The 23,941-nt window shown below is 50.2% G+C and carries 26 protein-coding genes; 9 read left to right on the top strand and 17 right to left on the bottom strand.

Annotated features, from left to right (window positions below):
• The first annotated feature begins 50 nt into the window (after window positions 1-50).
• The 7 genes from cmoM to BZK41_RS00100 all read left to right on the top strand — a co-directional run bounded on the left by cmoM (window position 51) and on the right by BZK41_RS00100 (window position 10,727).
• Window positions 51-854, top strand: a complete 804-nt coding sequence (cmoM, locus tag BZK41_RS00130; protein WP_079936781.1) for a tRNA uridine 5-oxyacetic acid(34) methyltransferase CmoM — start codon at window positions 51-53, stop codon at window positions 852-854.
• Window positions 847-2,169, top strand: a complete 1,323-nt coding sequence (gene mukF, locus BZK41_RS00125; protein ID WP_003836877.1) for a chromosome partition protein MukF — start codon at window positions 847-849, stop codon at window positions 2,167-2,169. Before cmoM ends, mukF begins: the two co-directional genes overlap by 8 nt.
• Window positions 2,150-2,854 (top strand): chromosome partition protein MukE, encoded by a 705-nt coding sequence (gene mukE / locus BZK41_RS00120; RefSeq protein WP_003035809.1) that lies wholly within the window; start codon window positions 2,150-2,152, stop codon window positions 2,852-2,854. The genes mukF and mukE overlap by 20 nt, the downstream gene beginning before the upstream one ends.
• A complete protein-coding gene (gene mukB, locus BZK41_RS00115) occupies window positions 2,854-7,314 on the top strand; it encodes a chromosome partition protein MukB (RefSeq protein WP_079936780.1) in 4,461 nt (1,486 codons plus the stop codon). The genes mukE and mukB overlap by 1 nt, the downstream gene beginning before the upstream one ends.
• A gap of 259 nt (window positions 7,315-7,573) precedes the next feature.
• Window positions 7,574-9,325 (top strand): L,D-transpeptidase, encoded by a 1,752-nt coding sequence (ldtD, locus tag BZK41_RS00110; protein ID WP_079936779.1) that lies wholly within the window; start codon window positions 7,574-7,576, stop codon window positions 9,323-9,325.
• Window positions 9,326-9,502: 177 nt separating this feature from the next.
• Window positions 9,503-10,051, top strand: a complete 549-nt coding sequence (locus tag BZK41_RS00105) for a YcbK family protein (protein WP_003831948.1) — start codon at window positions 9,503-9,505, stop codon at window positions 10,049-10,051.
• Window positions 10,052-10,079: 28 nt separating this feature from the next.
• Complete coding sequence (locus BZK41_RS00100; RefSeq protein ID WP_079936778.1) at window positions 10,080-10,727, top strand: MBL fold metallo-hydrolase; 648 nt, start codon at window positions 10,080-10,082, stop codon at window positions 10,725-10,727.
• A gap of 53 nt (window positions 10,728-10,780) precedes the next feature.
• On the opposite strand, the gene aspC is transcribed toward BZK41_RS00100, so the two are convergent.
• The 17 genes from aspC to BZK41_RS00015 all read right to left on the bottom strand — a co-directional run bounded on the left by aspC (window position 10,781) and on the right by BZK41_RS00015 (window position 23,171).
• Complete coding sequence (gene aspC / locus BZK41_RS00095; RefSeq protein ID WP_079936777.1) at window positions 10,781-11,971, bottom strand: aspartate transaminase; 1,191 nt, start codon at window positions 11,969-11,971, stop codon at window positions 10,781-10,783.
• Between the two features lie 183 nt (window positions 11,972-12,154).
• Complete coding sequence (gene ompF / locus BZK41_RS00090) at window positions 12,155-13,243, bottom strand: porin OmpF (protein WP_003035828.1); 1,089 nt, start codon at window positions 13,241-13,243, stop codon at window positions 12,155-12,157.
• A 600-nt stretch (window positions 13,244-13,843) separates the two neighbouring features.
• Entirely contained in the window at window positions 13,844-15,244 is a 1,401-nt protein-coding gene (asnS, locus tag BZK41_RS00085; protein ID WP_079936776.1) for an asparagine--tRNA ligase, read from the bottom strand.
• A gap of 167 nt (window positions 15,245-15,411) precedes the next feature.
• The gene (gene pncB / locus BZK41_RS00080) at window positions 15,412-16,614 is read right to left on the bottom strand and encodes a nicotinate phosphoribosyltransferase (protein WP_079936775.1); all 1,203 of its coding nucleotides are present in this window, start codon (window positions 16,612-16,614) and stop codon (window positions 15,412-15,414) included.
• A gap of 197 nt (window positions 16,615-16,811) precedes the next feature.
• On the bottom strand, window positions 16,812-18,101 hold the full coding sequence (locus BZK41_RS00075) for a site-specific integrase (RefSeq protein ID WP_048214561.1): 1,290 nt from the start codon (window positions 18,099-18,101) through the stop codon (window positions 16,812-16,814).
• 44 nt (window positions 18,102-18,145) lie between these two features.
• On the bottom strand, window positions 18,146-18,403 hold the full coding sequence (locus BZK41_RS00070; protein WP_079936774.1) for an excisionase family protein: 258 nt from the start codon (window positions 18,401-18,403) through the stop codon (window positions 18,146-18,148).
• Window positions 18,387-18,758: a hypothetical protein gene (locus BZK41_RS00065; RefSeq protein ID WP_139762560.1), complete on the bottom strand. Its 372-nt coding sequence runs from the start codon at window positions 18,756-18,758 to the stop codon at window positions 18,387-18,389. The genes BZK41_RS00070 and BZK41_RS00065 overlap by 17 nt, the downstream gene beginning before the upstream one ends.
• 100 nt (window positions 18,759-18,858) lie before the next feature.
• Window positions 18,859-19,083, bottom strand: a complete 225-nt coding sequence (locus tag BZK41_RS00060; protein ID WP_079936772.1) for a hypothetical protein — start codon at window positions 19,081-19,083, stop codon at window positions 18,859-18,861.
• A complete protein-coding gene (locus BZK41_RS00055; RefSeq protein WP_079936771.1) occupies window positions 19,080-19,505 on the bottom strand; it encodes a hypothetical protein in 426 nt (141 codons plus the stop codon). The genes BZK41_RS00060 and BZK41_RS00055 overlap by 4 nt, the downstream gene beginning before the upstream one ends.
• The gene (locus BZK41_RS00050) at window positions 19,502-20,260 is read right to left on the bottom strand and encodes a BRO family protein (RefSeq protein WP_079936770.1); all 759 of its coding nucleotides are present in this window, start codon (window positions 20,258-20,260) and stop codon (window positions 19,502-19,504) included. The genes BZK41_RS00055 and BZK41_RS00050 overlap by 4 nt, the downstream gene beginning before the upstream one ends.
• A complete protein-coding gene (locus tag BZK41_RS00045) occupies window positions 20,253-20,537 on the bottom strand; it encodes a hypothetical protein (protein ID WP_139762559.1) in 285 nt (94 codons plus the stop codon). The genes BZK41_RS00050 and BZK41_RS00045 overlap by 8 nt, the downstream gene beginning before the upstream one ends.
• Window positions 20,538-20,542: 5 nt before the next feature.
• Entirely contained in the window at window positions 20,543-21,049 is a 507-nt protein-coding gene (locus BZK41_RS00040) for a hypothetical protein (protein WP_079936769.1), read from the bottom strand.
• Entirely contained in the window at window positions 21,039-21,278 is a 240-nt protein-coding gene (locus BZK41_RS00035) for a hypothetical protein (RefSeq protein ID WP_079936768.1), read from the bottom strand. Before BZK41_RS00035 ends, BZK41_RS00040 begins: the two co-directional genes overlap by 11 nt.
• Window positions 21,268-21,615, bottom strand: coding sequence for a hypothetical protein (locus tag BZK41_RS00030; protein ID WP_079936767.1), 348 nt, complete (start codon window positions 21,613-21,615; stop codon window positions 21,268-21,270). Before BZK41_RS00030 ends, BZK41_RS00035 begins: the two co-directional genes overlap by 11 nt.
• Window positions 21,616-21,711: 96 nt before the next feature.
• The gene (locus BZK41_RS00025; RefSeq protein WP_232018020.1) at window positions 21,712-21,996 is read right to left on the bottom strand and encodes a hypothetical protein; all 285 of its coding nucleotides are present in this window, start codon (window positions 21,994-21,996) and stop codon (window positions 21,712-21,714) included.
• Window positions 21,997-22,056: 60 nt separating this feature from the next.
• A complete protein-coding gene (locus tag BZK41_RS00020) occupies window positions 22,057-22,278 on the bottom strand; it encodes a hypothetical protein (protein ID WP_079936766.1) in 222 nt (73 codons plus the stop codon).
• A 191-nt stretch (window positions 22,279-22,469) separates the two neighbouring features.
• Window positions 22,470-23,171, bottom strand: a complete 702-nt coding sequence (locus BZK41_RS00015; RefSeq protein WP_079936765.1) for a helix-turn-helix transcriptional regulator — start codon at window positions 23,169-23,171, stop codon at window positions 22,470-22,472.
• Between the two features lie 124 nt (window positions 23,172-23,295).
• Here BZK41_RS00015 and BZK41_RS00010 point away from each other — a divergent pair, with 124 nt between their 5' ends.
• Window positions 23,296-23,523, top strand: coding sequence for a YdaS family helix-turn-helix protein (locus BZK41_RS00010; RefSeq protein WP_047345111.1), 228 nt, complete (start codon window positions 23,296-23,298; stop codon window positions 23,521-23,523).
• Window position 23,524: 1 nt separating this feature from the next.
• Window positions 23,525-23,818, top strand: a complete 294-nt coding sequence (locus tag BZK41_RS00005; protein ID WP_079936764.1) for a hypothetical protein — start codon at window positions 23,525-23,527, stop codon at window positions 23,816-23,818.
• Window positions 23,819-23,941: the final 123 nt, after the last annotated feature.

The following is a 23,941-nucleotide window of genomic DNA, read 5'->3' as shown; positions in this document are numbered from 1 at the left end:
AAAATAGCGGTTTTACTTAGTCACCCTAAAGCCAGCATGTGGAGAGCCCGATGCGGGATCGCAATTTTGATGACATTGCAGAGAAGTTTTCCCGTAACATTTACGGCACCACCAAAGGTCAGCTCCGTCAGACGATCCTCTGGCAGGATCTGGACAAACTTCTTGCCGACTACGCGGGCCAAACGTTGCGTGTGCTTGATGCGGGTGGCGGAGAAGGGCAGACAGCCATTCTGATGGCGCAGCGGGGCCATCATGTTACCTTATGCGATCTTTCTGCTGAGATGGTGGCGCGAGCGCAACGGGCGGCAGAAGAGCAAGGTGTGAGCGACAACATGCATTTTATACATTGTGCCGCTCAGGACATCCCACAGCATTTGGATTCTCAGGTTGATCTGATATTGTTTCATGCTGTGCTGGAATGGGTGGCCGATCCGCAAGCTGTCTTAAAAACATTGTGGTCGATGTTACGCCCGGGCGGTGCTTTATCGCTGATGTTCTACAATGCAAACGGTCTGTTGATGCGTAATGTGTTGGTCGGTAATTTCGGCTATGTACAGCAGGGAATGTATAAAAAGAAACGGCGCACGTTGTCTCCCGATTTCCCGCGCGACCCTCAGCAGGTCTATGGCTGGCTGGAGGAGATTGGCTGGGAGATAACCGGTAAAACGGGCGTAAGGGTGTTTCATGATTATCTGCGTGATAAACAAAAACAGCATGACTGTTTTGATGATTTAACAGAAATAGAAACGCGCTATTGCCGCCAGGAACCGTTTATCAGCCTTGGGCGCTATATTCATGTCACCGCGATTAAACGTCCGGCCCGAGCCGCAGATGCAAGGATAACCTATGAGTGAATTTTCCCAGACAGTCCCCGAACTGGTTGCCTGGGCCAGAAAAAATGACTTCTCCATCTCTCTGCCGGTAGACAGACTTTCGTTCCTGCTGGCGGTCGCCACATTGAACGGTGAGCGACTTGACGGTGAGATGAGTGAAGGTGAACTGGTGGATGCGTTCCGCCATGTGAGTGATGCGTTTGAGCAAACCAGCGAAACCATCGGCGTCCGCGCCAACAACGCGATCAACGATATGGTGCGTCAACGTCTGCTGAACCGCTTTACCAGCGAGCAGGCTGAAGGCAACGCCATTTACCGTTTAACGCCGCTCGGGATTGGCATCACAGATTACTATATTCGTCAGCGCGAGTTCTCTACGTTGCGTCTTTCCATGCAATTGTCGATTGTTGCAGGCGAACTGAAGCGCGCGGCGGATGCGGCAGCGGAAGGTGGCGATGAGTTCCACTGGCATCGCAACGTCTATGCGCCATTGAAATACTCGGTGGCGGAGATTTTCGACAGTATCGATCTAACCCAGCGCATCATGGATGAACAGCAGCAGCAGGTAAAAGACGACATCGCACAGTTGCTAAACAAAGACTGGCGGGCGGCGATTTCCAGCTGTGAACTGCTGCTGTCTGAAACATCTGGTACGCTGCGTGAGCTGCAAGATACGCTGGAAGCGGCGGGGGATAAGCTGCAGGCTAACCTGTTACGCATCCAGGACGCCACGATGACGCATGACGATTTGCATTTTGTCGATCGGCTGGTGTTTGATTTACAAAGCAAGCTCGACCGCATTATTAGCTGGGGCCAGCAGTCCATTGACTTGTGGATCGGCTACGATCGTCACGTGCATAAATTTATCCGTACTGCGATCGATATGGATAAAAACCGCGTCTTCGCCCAGCGTCTGCGTCAGTCTGTGCAGACCTACTTTGACGACCCATGGGCGCTGACCTATGCCAACGCCGATCGTCTGCTGGATATGCGTGACGAGGAGATGGTGCTGCGTGACGAAGAGGTCACCGGTGAACTTCCGGAAGATCTGGAATATGAAGAATTTAACGAGATCCGTGAGCAGTTGGCGGCGATCATCGAAGAACAGCTGGCTATCTACAAATCCAGACAAACACCACTGGATCTCGGTTTGGTAGTGCGCGAGTATCTGGCGCAATACCCACGTGCGCGTCATTTCGACGTCGCGCGTATTGTTATCGATCAGGCGGTACGCCTTGGCGTAGCGCAAGCAGACTTCACCGGACTGCCAGCCAAATGGCAGCCGATTAATGATTACGGAGCCAAGGTACAGGCGCATGTCATTGACAAATATTGAACAAGTGATGCCGGTAAAGCTGGCGCAGGCGCTGGCGAATCCGTTATTTCCGGCGCTGGATAGTGCCTTACGTTCGGGTCGCCATATCGGTCTGGATGAACTGGATAATCATGCCTTCCTGATGGATTTTCAGGAATATTTTGAAGAATTTTACAGCCGCTATAACGTGGAATTGATCCGTGCGCCGGAAGGGTTCTTCTACCTTCGTCCGCGTTCAACGACGCTCATTCCGCGTTCGGTCCTGTCTGAACTGGACATGATGGTGGGTAAAATTCTTTGCTATCTCTATCTCAGCCCGGAACGCCTGGCGAACGAAGGGATTTTTACCCAGCAAGAGCTGTACGACGAGCTGCTAACGCTGGCAGACGAAGCGAAGTTACTGAAGCTGGTGAACAATCGTTCAACCGGTTCTGACGTTGACCGGCAAAAGCTACAGGAAAAAGTGCGTTCTTCGCTCAACCGCTTGCGCCGCTTAGGCATGGTGTGGTTTCTGGGACACGACAGCAGCAAATTCCGTATTACGGAATCTGTCTTCCGCTTTGGCGCGGATGTGCGTAGCGGTGACGATCCGCGTGAAGCACAGCGTCGCTTAATTCGTGATGGTGAAGCGATGGCGGTCGAGAACCGTCTGCAGCTCAACGATGAGCCCGAAGAGAATCAGCCGGACAGTGGAGAAGAAGAATAATGATTGAACGCGGTAAATTTCGCTCACTTACGCTGATTAACTGGAATGGTTTTTTTGCCCGTACGTTTGATCTCGATGAGCTGGTCACCACGCTGTCCGGTGGTAACGGTGCGGGTAAATCCACCACCATGGCGGCATTTGTTACGGCGCTCATTCCGGACTTAACCCTGCTGCATTTCCGTAACACCACCGAAGCCGGTGCAACCAGTGGTTCACGCGATAAAGGCCTGCACGGTAAGCTGAAAGCAGGGGTTTGTTATTCAATGCTCGACGTCCTCAACTCGCGTCATCAGCGCGTGGTCGTGGGTGTGCGTCTGCAACAGGTTGCCGGTCGTGATCGCAAAGTGGATATCAAACCGTTTGCCATTCAGGGGCTGCCGATGTCGGTACAGCCAACCCAACTGGTGACGGAAACGCTGAACGAACGCCAGGCGCGCGTACTGTCTCTACCTGAGCTGAAAGAGAAGCTTGATGAGATGGAAGGCGTGCAGTTTAAGCAGTTCAACTCAATAACCGATTATCACTCGCTGATGTTCGATCTGGGCATCATTGCCCGTCGTCTGCGCTCCGCGTCTGATCGTAGTAAATTCTACCGTCTGATTGAAGCCTCGCTGTACGGCGGGATCTCCAGCGCCATTACCCGTTCACTGCGTGACTACCTGCTGCCGGAAAACAGCGGCGTACGTAAAGCGTTCCAGGATATGGAAGCCGCGCTGCGTGAAAACCGTATGACGCTGGAAGCGATTCGCGTAACCCAGTCTGACCGCGACCTGTTTAAGCATTTAATCAGCGAAGCGACCAACTATGTGGCCGCGGATTATATGCGCCACGCCAACGAACGTCGTATCCATCTGGATAAAGCACTGGAATATCGTCGTGAACTGTATACCTCTCGCAAGCAACTGGCGGCAGAGCAGTACAAACACGTGGATATGGCGCGTGAACTGGGTGAGCACAACGGTGCGGAAGGCGATCTGGAAGCTGATTACCAGGCCGCAAGCGATCACCTGAATCTGGTGCAAACCGCACTGCGTCAGCAGGAAAAAATTGAACGCTACGAGGCGGATCTCGAAGAACTGCAGGTCCGTCTTGAAGAACAAAACGAGGTGGTCGCGGAAGCCGTTGACCGCCAGGATGAAAACGAAGCCCGTGCGGAAGCCGCTGAGCTGGAAGTGGATGAGCTGAAAAGTCAGCTTGCCGATTACCAGCAGGCGCTCGACGTCCAGCAGACGCGAGCCATCCAGTATACCCAGGCAATCCAGGCCCTAAATCGGGCGAAAGAGCTTTGCCACTTACCGGATCTGACAGCCGACAGCGCCGCCGAATGGCTGGAGACTTTCCAGGCCAAAGAGCAGGAAGCTACTGAAAAGCTGCTGACGCTGGAACAAAAAATGAGCGTGGCGCAAACCGCGCATAGCCAGTTCGAACAGGCTTATCAGCTGGTGGCGGCGATCAACGGCCCGCTGGCGCGTGGTGAAGCCTGGAGCGTGGCGCGTGAGCTGCTGCGCGAAGGCGTTGAACAGCGCCACCTGGCGGAACAGGTTCAGCCGTTGCGTATGCGACTGAGCGAACTGGAGCAGCGTCTGCGCGAACAGCAGGACGCCGAGCGTCTGCTGGCCGAATTCTGCAAGCGTCAGGGTAAACAGTTCGATATCGATGAGCTGGAAGCGCTGCACCAGGAGCTGGAAGCGCGCATCGCCGCCTTGTCGGACAGCGTTTCGTCTGCCAGCGAACAGCGTATGACGCTGCGTCAGGAACAGGAACAACTGCAATCCCGTATTCAACATTTGATGAAACGGGCTCCTGTCTGGCTGGCCGCGCAAAATAGCCTGAACCAGCTTAGCGAGCAGTGCGGCGAAGAGTTTACCTCAAGCCAGGACGTAACCGAGTATCTGCAACAACTGCTGGAGCGCGAGCGTGAGGCCATTGTTGAGCGTGACGAAGTCGGCGCGCGTAAAAATGCGGTTGATGAAGAGATTGAACGTCTAAGTCAGCCGGGCGGGGCGGAAGATCAGCGCCTCAACGCGCTGGCGGAACGCTTCGGCGGCGTGCTGCTGTCAGAAATTTATGACGATGTTAGCCTTGAAGATGCGCCGTACTTCTCTGCGCTGTACGGCCCTTCGCGTCATGCCATCGTGGTGCCGGATCTGTCGCTGATTACCGAACAGCTTGAAGGGCTGACGGATTGCCCGGAAGATCTCTATTTCATCGAAGGGGATCCGCAGTCGTTTGATGACAGCGTCTTCAGCGTTGATGAACTGGAAAATGCGGTGGTGGTGAAAACTGCCGAGCGTCAGTGGCGTTATTCTCGCTTCCCGACGGTGCCGATTTTTGGTCGCGCTGCCCGTGAAAGCCGTATCGAAACCCTGCATGCCGAGCGTGAAGGGCTGTCTGAACGTTTCGCAACGCTCTCCTTTGACGTTCAGAAAACCCAACGTCTGCATCAGGCGTTCAGCCGCTTTATCGGCAGCCATCTGTCGGTGGCGTTTGAAGCCGATCCAGAAGCGGAAATTCGCCAACTGAATAGCCGTCGCGTTGAACTGGAACGTGCGCTGACCAATCATGAAAATGATAACCAGCAAAGCCGCATGCAGTTTGAACAGGCGAAAGAGGGCGTCTCTGCGCTGAACCGTCTGCTGCCGCGCTTGAATCTGCTGGCAGATGACACGCTGGCCGACCGCGTAGACGAAATTCGCGAGCGTCTGGATGAAGCTCAGGAAGCCGCGCGTTTTGTACAGCAACATGGCAATCAGTTGGCGAAACTGGAACCTATCGTTTCGGTTCTGCAAAATGACCCTGAGCAGTTTGAACAGCTGAAGGAAGACTATGCGTATTCCCAGCAGATGCAACGCGACGCACGTCAACAGGCTTTTGCGCTGACCGAAGTCGTACAGCGTCGGGCGCACTTTAGCTATTCCGACTCAGCCGAAATGCTGAGCGGCAATAGCGATCTGAACGAAAAATTGCGTGAACGCCTGGAACAGGCGGAAGCCGAACGTACCCGCGCTCGTGAAGCGCTGCGCAGCCACGCCGCACAGTTAAGCCAGTACAACCAGGTCATGGCATCGCTAAAAAGCTCTTATGACACCAAAAAAGAGCTGCTTAACGATTTACAACGTGAACTGCAGGATATCGGCGTTCGTGCGGACAGCGGTGCCGAAGAGCGCGCGCGTATCCGTCGTGATGAACTGCATGCGCAGCTCAGCAACAACCGTGCACGCCGTAACCAACTTGAGAAAGCACTGACCTTCTGCGAAGCGGAGATGGAAAACCTGACCCGCAGACTGCGCAAGCTGGAACGTGATTATCATGAAATGCGCGAGCAGGTAGTCACCGCCAAAGCCGGCTGGTGTGCAGTCATGCGGATGGTGAAAGATAACGGTGTGGAACGTCGTCTGCACCGCCGCGAGTTGGCCTATCTTTCCGGTGACGAACTGCGTTCGATGTCGGATAAGGCGCTCGGTGCGCTACGTCTGGCGGTTGCGGATAACGAGCATCTGCGCGATGTGTTGCGTCTGTCTGAAGATCCAAAACGTCCAGAGCGCAAAATTCAGTTCTTCGTCGCGGTTTACCAGCATCTGCGTGAACGTATTCGCCAGGATATTATTCGTACCGACGATCCGGTTGAAGCCATCGAACAGATGGAGATTGAGCTGAGCCGTTTGACGGAAGAGTTAACTTCCCGTGAACAGAAGCTGGCGATCAGCTCACGCAGCGTGGCGAACATTATTCGTAAGACTATTCAACGCGAACAGAACCGTATTCGCATGTTGAACCAGGGCCTGCAAAGCGTGTCGTTTGGTCAGGTTAACAGCGTTCGTTTGAACGTCAACGTACGTGAAACGCATGCTACCTTGCTGGACGTACTTTCCGAGCAGCATGAACAGCATCAGGATCTGTTTAACAGCAATCGCCTGACCTTCTCAGAAGCGCTGGCGAAGCTGTATCAGCGTCTGAATCCGCAGATAGACATGGGGCAACGCACGCCGCAAACCATTGGTGAAGAGCTGCTGGACTATCGTAACTATCTGGAAATGGAAGTTGAGGTTAACCGTGGCTCTGACGGCTGGCTGCGTGCTGAGTCTGGTGCGCTGTCAACGGGGGAAGCGATCGGGACCGGGATGTCTATTCTGGTGATGGTGGTGCAAAGCTGGGAAGATGAAGGTCGCAGATTGCGCGGGAAAGATATCTCGCCTTGCCGCCTGCTGTTCCTTGATGAGGCTGCACGACTCGATGCGCGTTCTATTGCGACCCTGTTTGAGCTGTGTGAGCGTTTGCAGATGCAGCTGATTATCGCTGCGCCGGAAAACATCAGCCCAGAGAAAGGCACTACCTACAAACTGGTGCGTAAAGTCTTCCAGAACACCGAGCACGTTCACGTGGTGGGGCTGCGCGGGTTTGCGCCTCAGTTACCGGAACCGCTGCCGGGGACTGAAGATGCCTCCTCGCAGGCAAGCTAAGCAAAAAAGGCGGCTATATGGCCGCCTTATTTTTTTCCGAAAAGACTTCATGCCTGGTGTAATTTCTTTAGACTTCTTTACATTAGGTTAGGCAAAAACTTTTTGATGTTTATATACTAAAGGTAAGCCCAACGCGTCACGGGCTTGCTCGTCATACTTCAGTTTGTATTGGCGTTTTACAGGTCTGTCCCCGCCAAATAAAGGGGAACACAGGCGGCCTGGCTATTCAGAGTATGATAAAGAAAACAGGGGGCAAGGGATGTTGCTTAATAAAATGTGTGGTCGTCGGCTGTCGGCAATCAGTTTGTGCCTGGCCGTAACATTCGCTCCACTGTTCAATGCGCAGGCCGATGAGCCTGAAATGATCCCTGGCGATAGCTCTGCGACCGTCAGTGAACAGCCAACAGCGTTATCGCAGCCGCAGGTTCAATCTTCTGCGACGGCTATCATGGCGGGTATTCAACCGCTGCCAGAAGGCGTGTCTGTTGATAAAGCCCGCGCCGAAATACACTCTCAACTGCCAGCAGGCTATACGCCGGTTTACATGAGCCAGCTGGAACTGCTGTATGCCGCACGCGAAATGAAGCCGATGTGGGAAAATCGTGATGCGGTAAAGGCCTTTCAACAACAGTTAGCCGAGGTAGCGATTGCCGGCTTTCAGCCGCAGTTTACTACTTGGGTTGCACTTCTGACCGATCCGGCAGTAACCGGTCAGGCGAGAGACATCGTGCTCTCTGATGCGATGATGGGGTATCTGCACTTTATCGCTAACATCCCTGTCAAAGGTAATCGCTGGCTTTACAGCGATAAGCCCTATGCGCTAACGACGCCGCCGATTTCCGTCATCAACCAGTGGCAGGTCGCACTGGATAACGGTCAACTGACGTCGTTTATTGCCAGCCTGGCGCCTCAGCATCCGCAGTATGCAGCCATGCATGAATCGCTGCTCAAGCTGGTGGGTGATACACGTCCCTGGCCGCAGCTCACCAGTACAGCAACGCTACGTCCGGGGGAGTGGAGTAAAGATATCCCCGCGCTGCGTGAAATTTTGCGCCGAACCGGGATGCTGGAGCCTGCCGTCAGTACGTCTGGCAAAGAAGGTCGTGGTACCTACGATCGTGAACTGGTTGATGCAGTAAAGCGTTTTCAGACGTGGCAGGGACTTGGCGCAGATGGCGCGATTGGCCCAGCGACGCGTGACTGGCTGAACGTGACGCCCGCTCAGCGTGCGGGCGTGCTGGCGTTAAATATTCAGCGCTTACGCCTGCTGCCGAGTGAGCTGTCTACCGGTATCATGGTGAACATTCCTGCCTATTCGCTGGTTTATTATCAGAATGGCAATCAGGTGCTGGCCTCGCGCGTTATTGTCGGGCGTCCAGATCGCAAAACGCCGATGATGAGCAGTGCGCTGAATAACGTGGTTGTTAACCCGCCGTGGAACGTGCCGCCGACGCTGGCACGTAAAGATATTCTGCCTAAGTTATGGAATGACCCGGGATATCTTGAACGTCATGGCTATACCGTAATGCGCGGCTGGAACAGTAAAGAGACGATAGATCCGTGGCAGGTTGACTGGGCCACCATCACTGCGTCCAATCTGCCGTTCCGCTTTCAGCAGGCTCCGGGCGCACGTAACTCGCTCGGACGCTATAAATTCAATATGCCGAGTTCGGACGCTATTTATCTGCACGATACGCCGAACCACAATCTGTTCCAGAAAGATACGCGGGCGTTAAGCTCCGGATGCGTGCGTGTGAACAAGGCATCTGAGCTGGCGAATATGCTGCTACAGGATGCGGGTTGGAATGATACGCGCATCTCGGATGCCCTGAAGCAAGGGGATACGCGGTATGTGAATATTCGCCAGAATATTCCGGTCAACCTCTACTATCTAACCGCATTTGTCGGCCCGGATGGGCGCACGCAGTATCGTACAGATATTTACAATTACGATCTGACAGCGCGATCCAGCGCACAAATTGTGTCAAAAGCCGAGCAATTAATCAGATAAATGAAGCAGTTCGAGGAAAATGATTGTCGTAAGTTATGCTGGAAACGGGGCAAAATGGCTACAAGCCCCGTATTTCCTGGGGTTGGGAGCCTTGACGTGGACTACTTAGCCAGATAAGGTTTCCCGCGTGCGCTAGAGCATACATACGATAACATTGACCTTGTAGACCTTAATACCATGGACAAATTTGACGCTAATCGCCGCAAACTGCTGGCGCTTGGTGGCATTGCCCTCGGCGCTGCCATCTTGCCTACGCCTGCGTTTGCAACACTCTCTACCCCACGTCCGCGTATATTGACTCTGAATAACCTGCATACCGGTGAGTCAATAAAAGCAGAGTTTTTTGATGGCAGGGGCTATATTCAGGACGAATTAGCAAAACTTAACCACTTTTTCCGTGATTTTCGGGCCAATAAAGTGAAATCCATTGACCCGGGACTGTTTGATCAACTCTTCCGTCTGCAGGGCCTGCTGGGCACGCGTAAACCCGTACAGCTGATCTCAGGCTATCGCTCTATCGATACCAATAATGAACTCCGTGCACGTAGCCGTGGTGTGGCCAAGAAAAGCTACCACACTAAAGGTCAGGCCATGGATTTCCATATTGAAGGCATCGCATTAAGTAATATTCGCAAAGCTGCGTTATCTATGCGCGCAGGTGGTGTAGGATACTACCCCAGCAGTAACTTTGTGCATATTGACACCGGCCCTGCACGGCACTGGTGATCCATAAGCTTAATGAAACAGGAGCTGTATGAACTATCGTATTATTCCGGTCACTGCATTCGCCCAGAACTGCTCGCTAATCTGGTGTGAGCAGACTCGTCTGGCCGCGCTGGTCGATCCCGGCGGCGATGCCGGGAAAATCAAACAGGAAGTGGATGCCAGCGGTCTGACGCTAATGCAGATCCTGCTTACTCACGGTCATCTTGACCATGTTGGAGCGGCGGCTGAACTGGCACAGCATTATGGTGTACCGGTTATTGGCCCGGAAAAAGAAGATGAGTTCTGGTTACAGGGACTCCCTGCTCAGAGCCGCATGTTTGGCCTCGGAGATTGTGAGCCGCTGACGCCCGATCGCTGGTTGAACGAAGGTGATCGGGTCAGCGTTGGCAACGTGACGTTACAGGTGCTGCATTGTCCGGGCCACACACCGGGACATGTGGTCTTCTTTGATGAGCAATCAAAGTTACTGATTTCTGGTGACGTGATTTTCAAAGGCGGCGTAGGGCGCAGCGATTTTCCGCGCGGAGATCACAGCCAACTGATCGATTCGATTAAACGTAAACTGTTGCCGCTGGGCGATGACGTGACGTTTATTCCAGGTCACGGCCCACTTTCTACGCTGGGTAATGAACGGCTACATAACCCGTTCCTGCAGGATGAAATGCCTGTCTGGTAATTCGTTTAATAAATAAAAAGGCCGCGTTTGCGGCCTTTTTTGTGCACGATAGATTACAGTACCGCAACAATCGCTTCGCACAGCGGCGCCATGTTATCTGGCGTCATTCCAGCTACGTTTACACGTCCGGAAGCGACAGCGTAGACACCAAACTCTTCACGCAGACGCAGAACCTGTTCTTTTGTCAGGCCGCTAAACGAGAACATGCCGTTCTGTTTGATGATAAAGCTGAAGTCGCGGTTTGCACCTTTCTCTTGCAACGTATTCACGAACAGTAAACGCATGCGCTGAATGCGTTGGCGCATATCAGTCAGTTCCTGTTCCCAGATGGCACGCAGCGCGTCGTTGCTCAGAATCGTGGCCACTACGGATGCACCGTGTGCTGGTGGGTTGGAATAGTTAGCGCGAATGGCTGATTTCATCTGGCTGAACGCACGGTCAACGGTTTCCGCATCGGCAGCAACCAGCGTACAGGCGCCTACACGCTCGTTGTACAGTCCAAAGTTCTTGGAGTAGGAGCTGGCGACGATCAGCTCTTTGTGCAGAGCCGCAAATGCGCGCAGACCTTCTGCATCTTCTTCCAGGCCACGGGCAAAGCCCTGGTATGCGAAGTCGAACAGCGGTAACCAACCTTTTTCGACAGACATCTGAGCCAGCGTTTGCCACTGTTCCAGCGTAGGATCGATGCCGGTAGGGTTATGGCAGCAGCCGTGGAATAGCACCACGTCGCCAGCCTGCGCTTCGCTGAGGCTTGCCAGCAGCGCATCAAAATCTAATGAGTGGTTTGCTGCATCGTAATATTTGTATTCACAAACTTCCAGGCCTGCAGAGTTAAAGACGCTCTTATGGTTCGGCCAGCTTGGATTGCTCACCCATACGCGTTTAGCCGACGTATTTTTTGCCAGGAAATCAGCTGCCACGCGCAGTGCACCAGTGCCGCCAGGGGTCTGTGCTGTACGTGCACGCTTATCGTTGATCAGCGAACTTTCTTTACCAAACAGTAATTCCTGAGTGCAGCGACCAAACTCTGGAATACCGTCAATGCCAAGGTAATTTTTGGTGGTTTCATTTTCCAGTATATATTGCTCGGCTTTTTTAACGCTGGTCAGCACCGGCGTTTTGCCTGTCTCATCTTTATATACACCGATCCCGAGGTTTATTTTTCCAGGGCGGTCATCGGCACGAAACAAATCAGCCAGACCCAAAATGGGGTCGGCAGGAGCGGCGGTAATGTTCTCAAACATGACGAGGTTCCATAGTGATTACAGAAGGGAAGTCCGCTATCAGGTTAACGGTAGATTTACAAAATGCCAACCGTTACTGACGAAAAGCTGAGGTGTTTTTTTAAGACGCAAGAATTCGCTAGCAGATATAAAAAAACAGGACCGAAGTCCTGTTTTATAGGCATTTAACAAAGAGGTCTGCTATTAGAACTGGTAAACGATACCGAGTGCTACGGTGTCGTCAGAGTTCACACCCAGTTTGTTGTCAGAATCGATCTGGTTGATCTGGTAGTCAACATAGGTGGACATGTTTTTGTTGAAGTAGTAGGTTGCGCCCACTTCAATGTAGTTCACCAGATCTTCGTTGCCTACACCTTCTACGTCTTTCGCTTTAGATTTGTTGTAGGAGATGGACGGGCGCAGACCGAAATCGAACTGGTACTGAGCGACAACAAAGAAATCTTGCGTTTTGTTGGCGAAGCCGCTGGTGGTCACGCCATTCTGGGTAGTAGAGAGGCGGGTTGCGTTACGGGTTTCACCGTAGTTCGCTGCCAGATAGATGTTGTTAGCATCATACTTCAGGCCGGTTGCCCACTGCTCAGCTTTTTTGCCGCCGTTAGCGTAGAAAGAGTTTTCCTGCGCATTGGTACGGTCAGCTGCACCGTAAGCACCAACGATACCGAAGCCATCCATTTCGTAGCTTACAGAACCGCCAACGCCGTCGCCGTTAGAACGACCGGTATTGCCATCACGCTCGTTTTTACCCAGATACTGGATACCGAAGTTCAGGCCATCAACCAGACCGAAGAAGTTAGAGTTACGGTAGGTCGCAACACCACCCACACGGCCAACGAAGAAGTTGTCGCTGTACGCGGTATCACCACCAAATTCTGGCAGCATATCGGTGTAACCCAGGGCATCGTAAACGATACCGTAGTTACGACCGTAGTCGAAAGAGCCCAGATCGGCATATTTCAGACCGGCAAATGCCAGACGGGTTTTGTTACCGTTCTGAGCGTCGCTGCCGCCTTCAGAGTTGTTACCGGCAAAGTTGTATTCCCACTGACCGTAACCGGACAGATCGGAATTAATCTGAGTTTCCCCTTTGAAACCAAGACGGGCATAAGTCTGATCGCCATCGTTGCCAGCGTTATCAGAAAAATAGTGCAGACCTACGGTTTTACCGTATACATCCAGCTTGTTGCCATCTTTGTTATAAACTTCTGCAGCGTTAGCTGCCCCGGCTACCAGCAGAGCAGGGATAACCACTGCCAGAATATTGCGCTTCATCATTATTTATTACCCTCATCGGTTTTTATATGACACCTGCCACTGCCGCCAATAAATTCCGTCAATGAAAATTTACGGAACTATTGATGAGAGTTTGGTGTCTTTATGTGTCTGACAGGCATCTTTCCATTCAAACTACCGTTTCGCTACCGTCAAAGTGCTACAAATATAAAGATTTGGTTTCAAAAAGAAAAAATGTGTAACAAAATGTTATTTTTGTGCAACTTTGTGAACAGCGTCAAACTTCGGATACCCCTGCGCTGAAAATTCTCGTTTTTATTTCTATTTATATGATTTTCTTATATTTAATTTTGCTAAGGTTATTTTTTATCCGTTATGCCGGAAAGTTCGGCTTTTACAGGTAACGATTTTTGGACGTCTGGAATGTCGTGTGAAGGGCTAAAAAATGTACTATTTAATCAGAAAATGCTAATCCACAATAAAATTGCTGATTATTTTTTGTGCAAATGTGTTGCGATGAAATATTACGTAACAGGTAGAGGGAATTGAAAGGTTGTGTTTAACGTGAGATGGGTATCCAGATAACATGAAAAGGGTATAAAAAAGGCCAGCAATGCTGGCCTTTGAAACAATAACGCACGTTTAGAAGGTGGCGTTACGCGGAGTACGCGGGAACGGAATAACATCACGGACGTTCTGCACGCCGGTGACGTAAGCGATCAGACGCTCGAATCCCAATCCGAAGCCGGAATGCGGAACGGTACCGTAGCGACGCAGATCGCGATACCACCAGTAATCCTCTTTGTTCAGACCCATTTCCAGCATACGGGCATCCAGCACGTCCAGACGCTCTTCACGCTGAGAACCACCGATGATTTCACCGATTCCCGGGGCGAGTACGTCCATTGCAGCAACGGTTTTACCGTCTTCGTTAAGGCGCATATAAAACGCTTTGATGTCTTTCGGGTAGTTTTTCACCACCACCGGCGCTTTAAAGTGCTCTTCGGCAAGGTAACGCTCATGCTCAGAAGACAGATCCACACCCCAGTAAACCGGGTTTTCGAACTGTTTGCCGCATTTTTCCAGAATGCTTACCGCGTCGGTGTAATCCACCTGCGCGAAGTCAGCGTCAATGAAACGTTCCAGGCGTGAAATCGCGTCCTTGTCGACACGTTCAGCAAAGAATTTCATATCATCCGCACGCTCTGCCAGAACGGCTTTAAACGCGTACTTCAGCATCGCTTCAGCCAGGCCTGCAATATCGTTCAGGTCAGCAAAAGCCACTTCTGGTTCCAGCATCCAGAACTCTGCCAGGTGACGACTGGTGTTAGAGTTTTCTGCACGGAACGTCGGGCCAAAAGTATAAATTTTGGACAGGGCGCAGGCGTAGGTTTCACCGTTCAGCTGACCGGAAACGGTCAGGAAGGCCTCTTTACCAAAGAAGTCTTTGTCGAAATCGACTTTGCCCTGATCGTTACGCGGCAGGTTTTCCAGATCCAGCGTAGAAACACGGAACATTTCACCGGCACCTTCCGTATCGGAAGCGGTAATCAGCGGCGTTGATACCCAAAAGAAACCCTGCTCGTGGAAGAAACGATGCAGAGCTTGCGCCAGCGTGTGACGTACACGCGCTACCGCACCAATCATGTTGGTACGCGGACGCATGTGCGCCACTTCACGCAGATACTCAATGCTGTGACGCTTGGCTGCCATTGGGTAAGTATCAGGATCTTCGACCCAGCCGCTGACTTCAACCTCAGTGGCCTGAATTTCAAAGCTCTGTCCTTGTCCAGGTGATGCAACGACTTTACCCGTTACGATAACTGAACAACCCGTCGTCAGGCGCAGTACGTCCTGATTGTAATTGGGCAGAGAATTATTGATGACGGCCTGTACAGGATCAAAGCAGGAACCGTCATAAACGGCGAGGAAGGAGATGCCAGCTTTTGAATCTCGGCGGGTACGCACCCATCCGCGCACGGTGACTTCGCTGTCAACGGCTACGCGGCCCTGGAGTACGTCGGCTACAGGCACAACGCTCATAATATTCTCTCTGTTAATAGTCGGATATATAAACACATGTCCACCCATAATGGGGGGGATACCTATGTTACCTGGCATCTGCAATCAGACAAGCAGAATTCGTAGCTGGAGTGAAAGATTTCGGAAATAAACGTGAATATGGGAGCCAAAATGGCTCCCTGGAAGGATTAACTGGCTTTTTTAATATGCGGGAGATCGAAGGCTTTGCGCAGTGCACGAACAAATGCTTTATCGTGGCAGATGGTTTTACCCGGGCTGTCAGATAACTTTGCCACCGGTTTGCCGTTACATTCCACCAGCTTAATAACGATATTGAGCGGCTTAACCTGCGGAATGTCGCATGTTAGCCGTGTCCCAATACCAAAACTCAACTGTACGCGGGAAGAGAAGTGGCGGTAGAGTTCAATCGCTTTTTTCAGATCGAGATTATCTGAGAAAACCAGCGTTTTGCTCAGCGGATCAATACCCAGTTTTTCATAATGGGCGATGGCTTTTTCACCCCATTCCACCGGATCGCCTGAGTCATGGCGTAGACCCTGATAGCGGGTCGCAAACTCAACGCCAAAGTCGCGTAAAAACGCGTCCATGGTGATGCAATCGGTCAATGCAATGCCGAGTTGGTCAGGGTATTCATTTAACCAGGCGGCCAGGGCTACGCGCTGGCTGGTGGCAAGTTCAGGACTGATTTGCTGATGAGCCTGGAACCACTCATGCGCCTGCGTACCCATTGGGGTTAATGACAGGCGGCGGGCCAGATCGTAGTTACTGGTGCCGACAAACCAGGGCTCTTGCTGCAGGCGTTTAACGATAGCCTGCTGTACTTCGCGCGAAAAACGACGACGCGTACCGAAATCCATCAAATGGAAGCGGGACATATCGACATCTTTCGTTAAAGCAGAGAATTCTACTAGTTTGCTTTCCAGCTCATTGAGTGCCTGCGGGACGCCTGATTCAGGTGAACGGTAACGGTGTACCAGTTCGCTAATCACCGCTAACAGCGGGACTTCCCACATGATCACTTCACGCCACGGACCGGTTAAGCGGATGTTTAGCTTACCGTTATCATTGGTGACGCAAACCTGTTCCGGGTTATAGCGGAAATCACGTAACCAGGTGAGGTAATCAGCTTTAAAGAAAGGCAGGCCGGAGAGCCACTGGTACTCATCCTCCTGCAGTCGCAGGTGCTGCATAGCATTCACCTGCTCACGAATAGAATCGGCATAAATACCGAGCAGGTCATCGCCACGGCAACGAAATTCAGCCGCTACTTGTACATCATAGTAGTGGTGAAAAACGGCTTGCTGCATATGCAACTTATAAGCGTCTGTATCCAGCAGCGAGTGCAGAACAGGAGAAGCGAATTGTGTCATAGGTGCGCAGTAGCATCCTCTCACGGGAGCGTTTAGTACAATAAACAACTAAGAAAACCGCTGGAGTATACCCTGTTTAGCAATTTATTGAACCCCGATCACACCATAAGCTCTCTTTCTGGTCGAGGGCAATTCGTGCCACGTGTTATGAAAATGTAGCGTTATTGCTATTAACTACTTGTATATAAAGATTTTTACTATGCTGAAACCATGCTTTGGGGCAGTGATGGGGCAAAGTGTGAAAGCGCCTGGTTGAGCAGAGAAACCTGTTCGGCGCTCTTCTCTGACATCCACTTTCCATACACCTTGTAAACCATCTGTGCATCTGCATGTCCCATTTGAGTTGCTATAAAGTTTGGGTTCGCACCCGCTGACAATGACCAGCACGCATAGGTATGCCGTGACTGGTACGCGTTGCGGTAACGAATACCGGCGCGCTTGATTATCGGAGCCCAAATTTTATTAATCGAATTAACCGCGTAGTGATATCCTCTTCGTGGCCCACGTTTTACGCATTGAGGGCTGAAAACGAAAGTGCATGGATGTATGACTGACTGGCCATATTCCCGCAATTTCACTTCAACCTCATACTGCCGGCCAAGGCGCGTAAGCTGGGCCTGATTCCTCAGAGCATCAATAGCTGGTTGAATGAGATAAATCACCCTGTCAGTGCCTGCGTCTGTTTTTGGCAGGGTGAACTCATCCGTCTGGGTAAGGTTGCGCTTCACAGTAATGGTCCCGGCATGCAGATCGATATCTTCCCAGGCCAAACCGCACAACTCCCCATGCCTCATTCCTGTATAGACTGCAAGCGACCAGAGATTTCGCATCTGCTGATGGCCGCATGCCTGGATAAACCTGATGAACTCATCTGTCGTGAGTGGATCGGGCTCACCCTTCGCTTTCTTGAGGCGGTTAATTCCGCTAAACGGGTTTTCCTTTGCATAACCGTTATCTGCTCCAAACTGGAAGATTTCGGCCATTAACATCATGTAATTGTTCACGGTGGAGGACTTCCGGCCTTTTACCTGCGTCCGGTGGTCCTTCTTCATTACGTGAAAACCTGTCAGCAACTCCTTCCTTACATACAGCAAATCCTCAGTGGTCACAGCAGAAACCAACTTGTTTTCGCCAATGCGCGGAAGCATGTTTTTTATGATGGACTCATACCGACTCATGGTGTTAGTGCTGATCTCCATTCGTTTCAGATCAGACCATTTTTCGGTAAGTTCCAGCACTGTAATTTCCTTTCTATCCTGGCCGAACCGGGCAAGGTTCGGCGAGTTTGGGAATTTTTCCGCATAGTTAAAATTCCCCATCCTTATTGCAAAACAAACCGATGAACGAAGCTCACCGGCTATCTTGCGATTTTTGGCTGTGTCAGGGACACCGAGGTTTTCCCTGACACGTTTGCCTTTGTACAGAAACCAGATGCGGAGTGAACCGCCGTGGTTTTCGACGCCTGTCGGGTATGATGCATTAGCCATTAATCCCTCCTGACGTCCAGGAGCATGGATGAGTGTACTGCTTTTCATGCTTTCTGCGCACCTGGTTGATTTTTTTTCTGTGCCTCGATCCAAATGTCGATCGCTTTCCTGTTGTACATACATTCGCTCGAAGGTTTGGGATTACCGTCTGGTGAGACGTGCAGGTATTCGCGACCCAGCATCCAGGATTCTTTTCTGGCACGGGTGATGGTCCCGGGTTTAAGTCCGGTAACTGCAATCAAAATTCTCTCGCTAACCCAGTCATTCGGCACCAGAAGAACGACATCAGCACTGGTCTGCATGGATTTTCTCCATTTTATCGTTAGCCTGGCGAATGCATCGATCAAAGGTGGAGGAGGGTACTACTGTCCTAAGCTCATTAATGAGGAAATCGTTGTGCTGCTGGTGCAGTTGCATATTGCGGTCTTTTTCAAGTTGGCGAAGAACTGCCAGTCGAGCTGTGATGATACGACGCTTACCTTTTACGATCTTTAGTGCGTATTCTGCTTTTTTACGCCAAACACTCCACTCACTGCTGCTATTTGATTTAGCCAACTGATCTTCAATGCTGAGCTGAGTTTCTTCAGCGATCACAAGCTGGGATAGACAGTCGTGAATTGTGTTTAGGTTTTCAGTATTGATATGCGATTTTTCCACTGTTAACCTCCGAAATTCGTCAAAAATTTGTACTCAATCAACGCCCCGAAAATAACGACCACTAATAACAGGCCAAACAGCATAGACAGGAGGAAAGATTTCATCGTGTCGCCTCCCGCTGAACAGTTTTATATGCACGCAGCATGTCGCGAGATTTACCTGATAAAGCCGTCTTGATTAAGAACATCCCACTACGGCTTGCAATGATGCTTGGTGTGCAGAGCAGCGTGGCATCGACCACCCGGTTATGTTTACGGAACTCAAACACCGTACTGGTGATAACGATGTTCGCTACGGCGCCATAGTCCTGGTATTGGATTTTCATGAAATTGAATCTCCGGCAGTTTCTTTTGTGTAGTTTTCCCATCCACCATAGCTGTTAACCATTTCGCCCAGCCGCGAGAAGCAATCATTCATCCATCGGATGCCCCTTGGGGTTAGTGTTGGTACAGTCCCCCAGTCGATGAAGTCAGAATTACTGCGGTGCATATATTTAATGAGGTCCAGAATGTTGATGTAATGGGCACGGCGTTTTTCCATATCCCATCCCTTATCTCCCAAATACGAATCGATAAAGCCCTTAATGGCTGGTTGGTCTAGTGAAATATCCCCGTACTGATGGCGGTACACCGGGCGACGATGCATGCTGACTAAGTGGAACAGGTAGGCATCAGACACCCATATCAGCGCTTGCTGGTGGGCCAGCTCAACAGAGCCAACCGGTACCCAAATTTCATTATTGTTCACTGTTCACCCTCCCATCCAATCACTTGGAACAGCCCCATCTTAGGGTGATACCACCGGGTGCCTCGAGGTTCAGCTTCAAACATCATTTTGGTGAATGCCGTCATAAATGGCTGCTCACGCACAATGGTCATGGTGGATTTGGTTCCTCTAGGCGCAATAAATGGGATAGGCTTATGGTCGATGTCATAAGCGGAGACTAACTGGCGACACTTTGCATCTGAAAGTCCGCACAGTGCTTTCAATTCCGAGTATCCAGCCCAACCAGGAGGCGTTGCACCACGAGCGATATGATCTACTAGCTCGGTAACCTCAACGACCTTGTCCTCAACGTGGTTAAGGCGACGCTCCTGCTCAACATTCAGCAGGGCCATTTCGGCAATGATCTCCGCCTGAGATTTAGGGTGTTGGTATCTATAGCTGCCAGTTTCGCGGATAGATGGCAGAACATCTTCGCATACCCAGTCTTGTACACGTTCAGCGGAAGCAAGCTGGCTACGGAGAATGAGCCGGTAAGCATCAGATTCAGATGCAAGTTGCATGCCACGAATTTTGTCGTTAAAACCCAATTCTCGCGATTCGCTATAATTAAGTTTAATCAATGACTTGCAGTGAGTTTTTAGCGCGTCAGCCGGATTTGCGTAACCCAGGGATTTTGCCAGCTCAACGGCATCAAATACTGGTTTTCCCTGGTAAAGCATCCCGCTCAGAGAAATGCTGAGATCCGACGAGTTAAATTTCATCAGTTGATTACTCATTGTCTTCTTCCTCCAGTTCCTTTGCTTCTCGTTCGGCAATTGCATCGAGTTCTGCATCAAGCGATTCGGCCTCGCCATAGGTCGCGATGCGGATAGATTTGAATGCTGGTTCGCTGAATTCAGCATGCCCCTTACAGAGCCCAGCAGTCGCAGAAACCACCGCCTCCATTTCGCTACTACTGCCGACAAAGATTGAATATTCGCGGCGCTCGGCATTTTCAGTCACCATGAATGTGACGCAGTACCACGCAGTGATAAGTTCGTTTTTCATCATCATTTACCTCAGTGCAAAATGTGTTGAACGGGTATTGCTTCGCCGACACGTAACCGAACAGCAAGATCCATAAACATCTCGTCGAGAAAACCGCTGAACCACGAATGACCGTCTTCTTTCAGGCGCTGATCGTTGGCATAGTAGAACTGGAATACAGCTAGATACCGTTCTTTAGGCTTGTGCTCTATCAGTGTCCCTTCTACATGCTCAATTAACAGGTTTTCGATAAGCTCCCGCGTTAAGCCAAAAACAAACTCACCAGTTTTAAATTGGTATTCACCGTCACGAAGGCCCCAGCGCTTTTCGCATTCAATCAGGTAGAGAAGGGCGACAGTACTGCGCATGGACTGGCAGATGGTTTCTGCCCACTCATGCTGCTCGTTTAAAGTCAGATCTCCTTTGCCATAGCGGTTTTCGTCAAGCATCCAGGCTGGAATTGTGACGTTGGATTGCTGGTGTATTTCTTTTAGCCTGGCGACAAGTTGTTTAACGTTTTCATTTTTGCTAACAGTCATTTGATATCTCCTCAAGGCGTAGCCCCGCTTCGCGAACCATTTCAATAAAAGTGTCCAGTGAGCAAATGTGCTCGTCGTCGAACAGCCGGCGGTCGCATGTCACACGACCTTTTTCGATGTAAAGAACAACGCGCCCTGTGAAATCAGGAAGCACATGTAGATCCACGTTCAACACGGGGCGGGGAATCTGCATTCCCTGATAAGTCATCATTTGCTGGTTAACTTGCATTCTGAGTCTCCTGTTTATTCGTTAACTCTTCAGCCAGCGTTGCAATAACAGCATTCATAAAATCCACGCCAAGCGGTGTTAGCTTGTTAATTCCGGTGCAATTTGAATAATGATTTGAAATTAATATTTCAGCTTCGGCTCGTTTATGATTTTCATGAATCATTGTTTCGAAAAACTTTATTAATGATTTTGTTAAAATGTCGCTATCCAGTTCGACAGGGAGTTTTGTTCCATCATTCATGTCAACTATCTGAAAATAATTACCAGTCCTTCTTTTTAGTGATGCCAGTTTTACCTGTACAAGTCGGCGGCGACGGTTCTCAATCAATATGTTCATAATTACCGCCCGTAAGCCTTGCGCAGAAAAAGGTTTGCAATATGCAGATAACTATTTCCATAAGAGGCAAAGATCTTTGCTGTCTTGTGTGCTTCTTTATCTTTCAGAAACGTCATTATTGCCCCCCATTTTTGAAGTGTTCTTCATTGTCATTGTGGTCATGAAGCAAAGTTCATTAAGTAACGATGTGAATCGCCCAGCCACCTTCACATCAGTGCGTGTGATTGCTGGCATGAGCAATTCAATAAATTCTGCGCGCAATTCCTGAGCGTACTTATTTGCTGTTTCTGCGGTTTTTGCTACGTCATTAATATAGAGAACGACTGATTTGCGATATGTACGATTAACTATTGGTAACTGAATAACATTATTATTTTTCATAAAATATTTCTCAAGGTGAGTTTGTTCGCACCATTAAAGGAGTTTATTGATAAATTAATTTCAAAGTTTATTTGTATCGAAATCTACAATTTTGTCGTTAACTTCTTCCAGTGTTTTAACGACCAGAGTTATAAGAGCATGCTCACGTTCTTCTTCCTGGCTAACCATCGTTTCAAGTAATAGCCATAAAGAAGCAGAGCAACAGCGTAGATCGTGAGACCAGTTCATGAGCATATCGCTTGTTTCAAGTCGGTCTAATTGAACTGTTTTATTGGTTTCCATGCTCCCTCCTACATTAAGTGAGTTAAGCAATTAAGAATGTCGTTTAATTACTTAAGTTGTAATAAGGATGGATCGTTATACGGAAAAGGTCAACCACTAAAGTGATTTTAATTTTAATTTCTAAAGTAATTTGTTGTTTGATAAGCAAAAAAAAGACCGCCTAAGCGGTCTGATTCGATAAGTTGGAGGGGTTAGGCAAAACGCTTGATCGCGGCAGATTGCTTAACTAATACTTTCGCTAAAACGTGAAACTGATCTTCATCAGTGGCATCAATTTGCCAAGAGCTATACAGCTTGTTATCTGATAGGACAACCAAGCTGTTCTTCTGCATCTGCAGCCGTTTTATATGAATGGTTTTACCGAACACAAACACGTAAATTCCGTCGCCGTCAAAGTAATTAACCGTTGTGTCAACAAAGATAAAGTCACCTGGATCAATGGTTCCCTCCATGCTGTCGCCCCTAACTGTAATCACTTTTATTGCGGAAGCAGGCCGGTTACCAAACATGCTTCTGGCATGCTCCTCTGTGAACTCAATGGCGCGAATGGTTTCGATAAACTCAGAAGACAAAAATGTGCCGGGGCCTGCACTCGCCTGTATATCCAGCAACTCAACCCTGTAAGCGCCAGTGCTAACAGACTCCACTACCTTCATGGGCAGCAGCTCAGAAGATTGATCGCTTACTGGCATTTCACCTGAAGCAAGCCATTCGGGTCGAACATTCAGAGCTTTTGCTAGCTCTACTGTTCTGCGCGAGCCAGAGGCATTGCCTGACGTTAACTTCCAAATACTTGATTGCGACATCCCAACTAATTTAGCCAGGGATGCTTGAGTCATTCCCGCCGCTCTCATGGCTTCCGTTAGCCTATCTGCAAAAGTGCTATTCGACATAATGATTACTCCAAAAGTTGTTAAAAATTTAGACCAAATGAAGAATCAAGTCAAAAAGTAATTGGCATCCTTGCAAGTAATTACTCTAATCGCTAAAGTAATATTTAATTACTAAGGGGGGTTTATGATTTCAGAGCCTATCGATATAGCAATCAGATGTGCCGGAAGCCAGGGCGCGCTTGCAAAGCAGTGTGGTGTATCGCAAGCAACGGTCTGGAAATGGCGTCATGGAAAAAAAGTTAAGGCCGAGCATGTATTGAAAATTGTGGCTGCGGCCAGTGGCCAAGTAGCTGCATATCAAATCAGACCTGACTTGCCGGAGCTATTCCCAAAGCCAGAAAAAGAGCAGTGATATGGCTCTTGATTATCAACCGGTTGATATGCCCGTGGCTTTTAGCCAGGCCGATGCCGATTGGATCAAGCAGCAGTTACTGAGCCTGGCGCCAGCAGCACGACAAAAAGCCATTCAGCGTTATGCAGCTGTGTACCAGGAATCGTTCGAAGCCGAGCCCGTTTCATACCGCAAGGAGAACCGGGCAAGGCATGAAGCAAATATGCGGCTTCGTCTGTTTGTGAGAAATCACGGCAGGGCTTTACAGGGGTATACCGCCGAACCTCCCCTGGCCGGAACGCCACCGCGTTCCTGATTGTTGCGGGTTTAAAGGTACCCGGACAAAAGCAGGCTTAAAGGTGCCTGTTCAGGTTGGCAACCCACTAACTCAATTCCCCGTATGTACTAGGTAAGTAGTACGTTTTTATGGGGAAGAGGG

This window comes from Citrobacter sp. A316 (genome assembly GCF_002042945.1).
Lineage (GTDB): Bacteria > Pseudomonadota > Gammaproteobacteria > Enterobacterales > Enterobacteriaceae > Citrobacter > Citrobacter portucalensis.
Note: the sequence above shows the minus strand (reverse complement) of the source record. Positions and strands in the feature narration are given on the sequence as shown.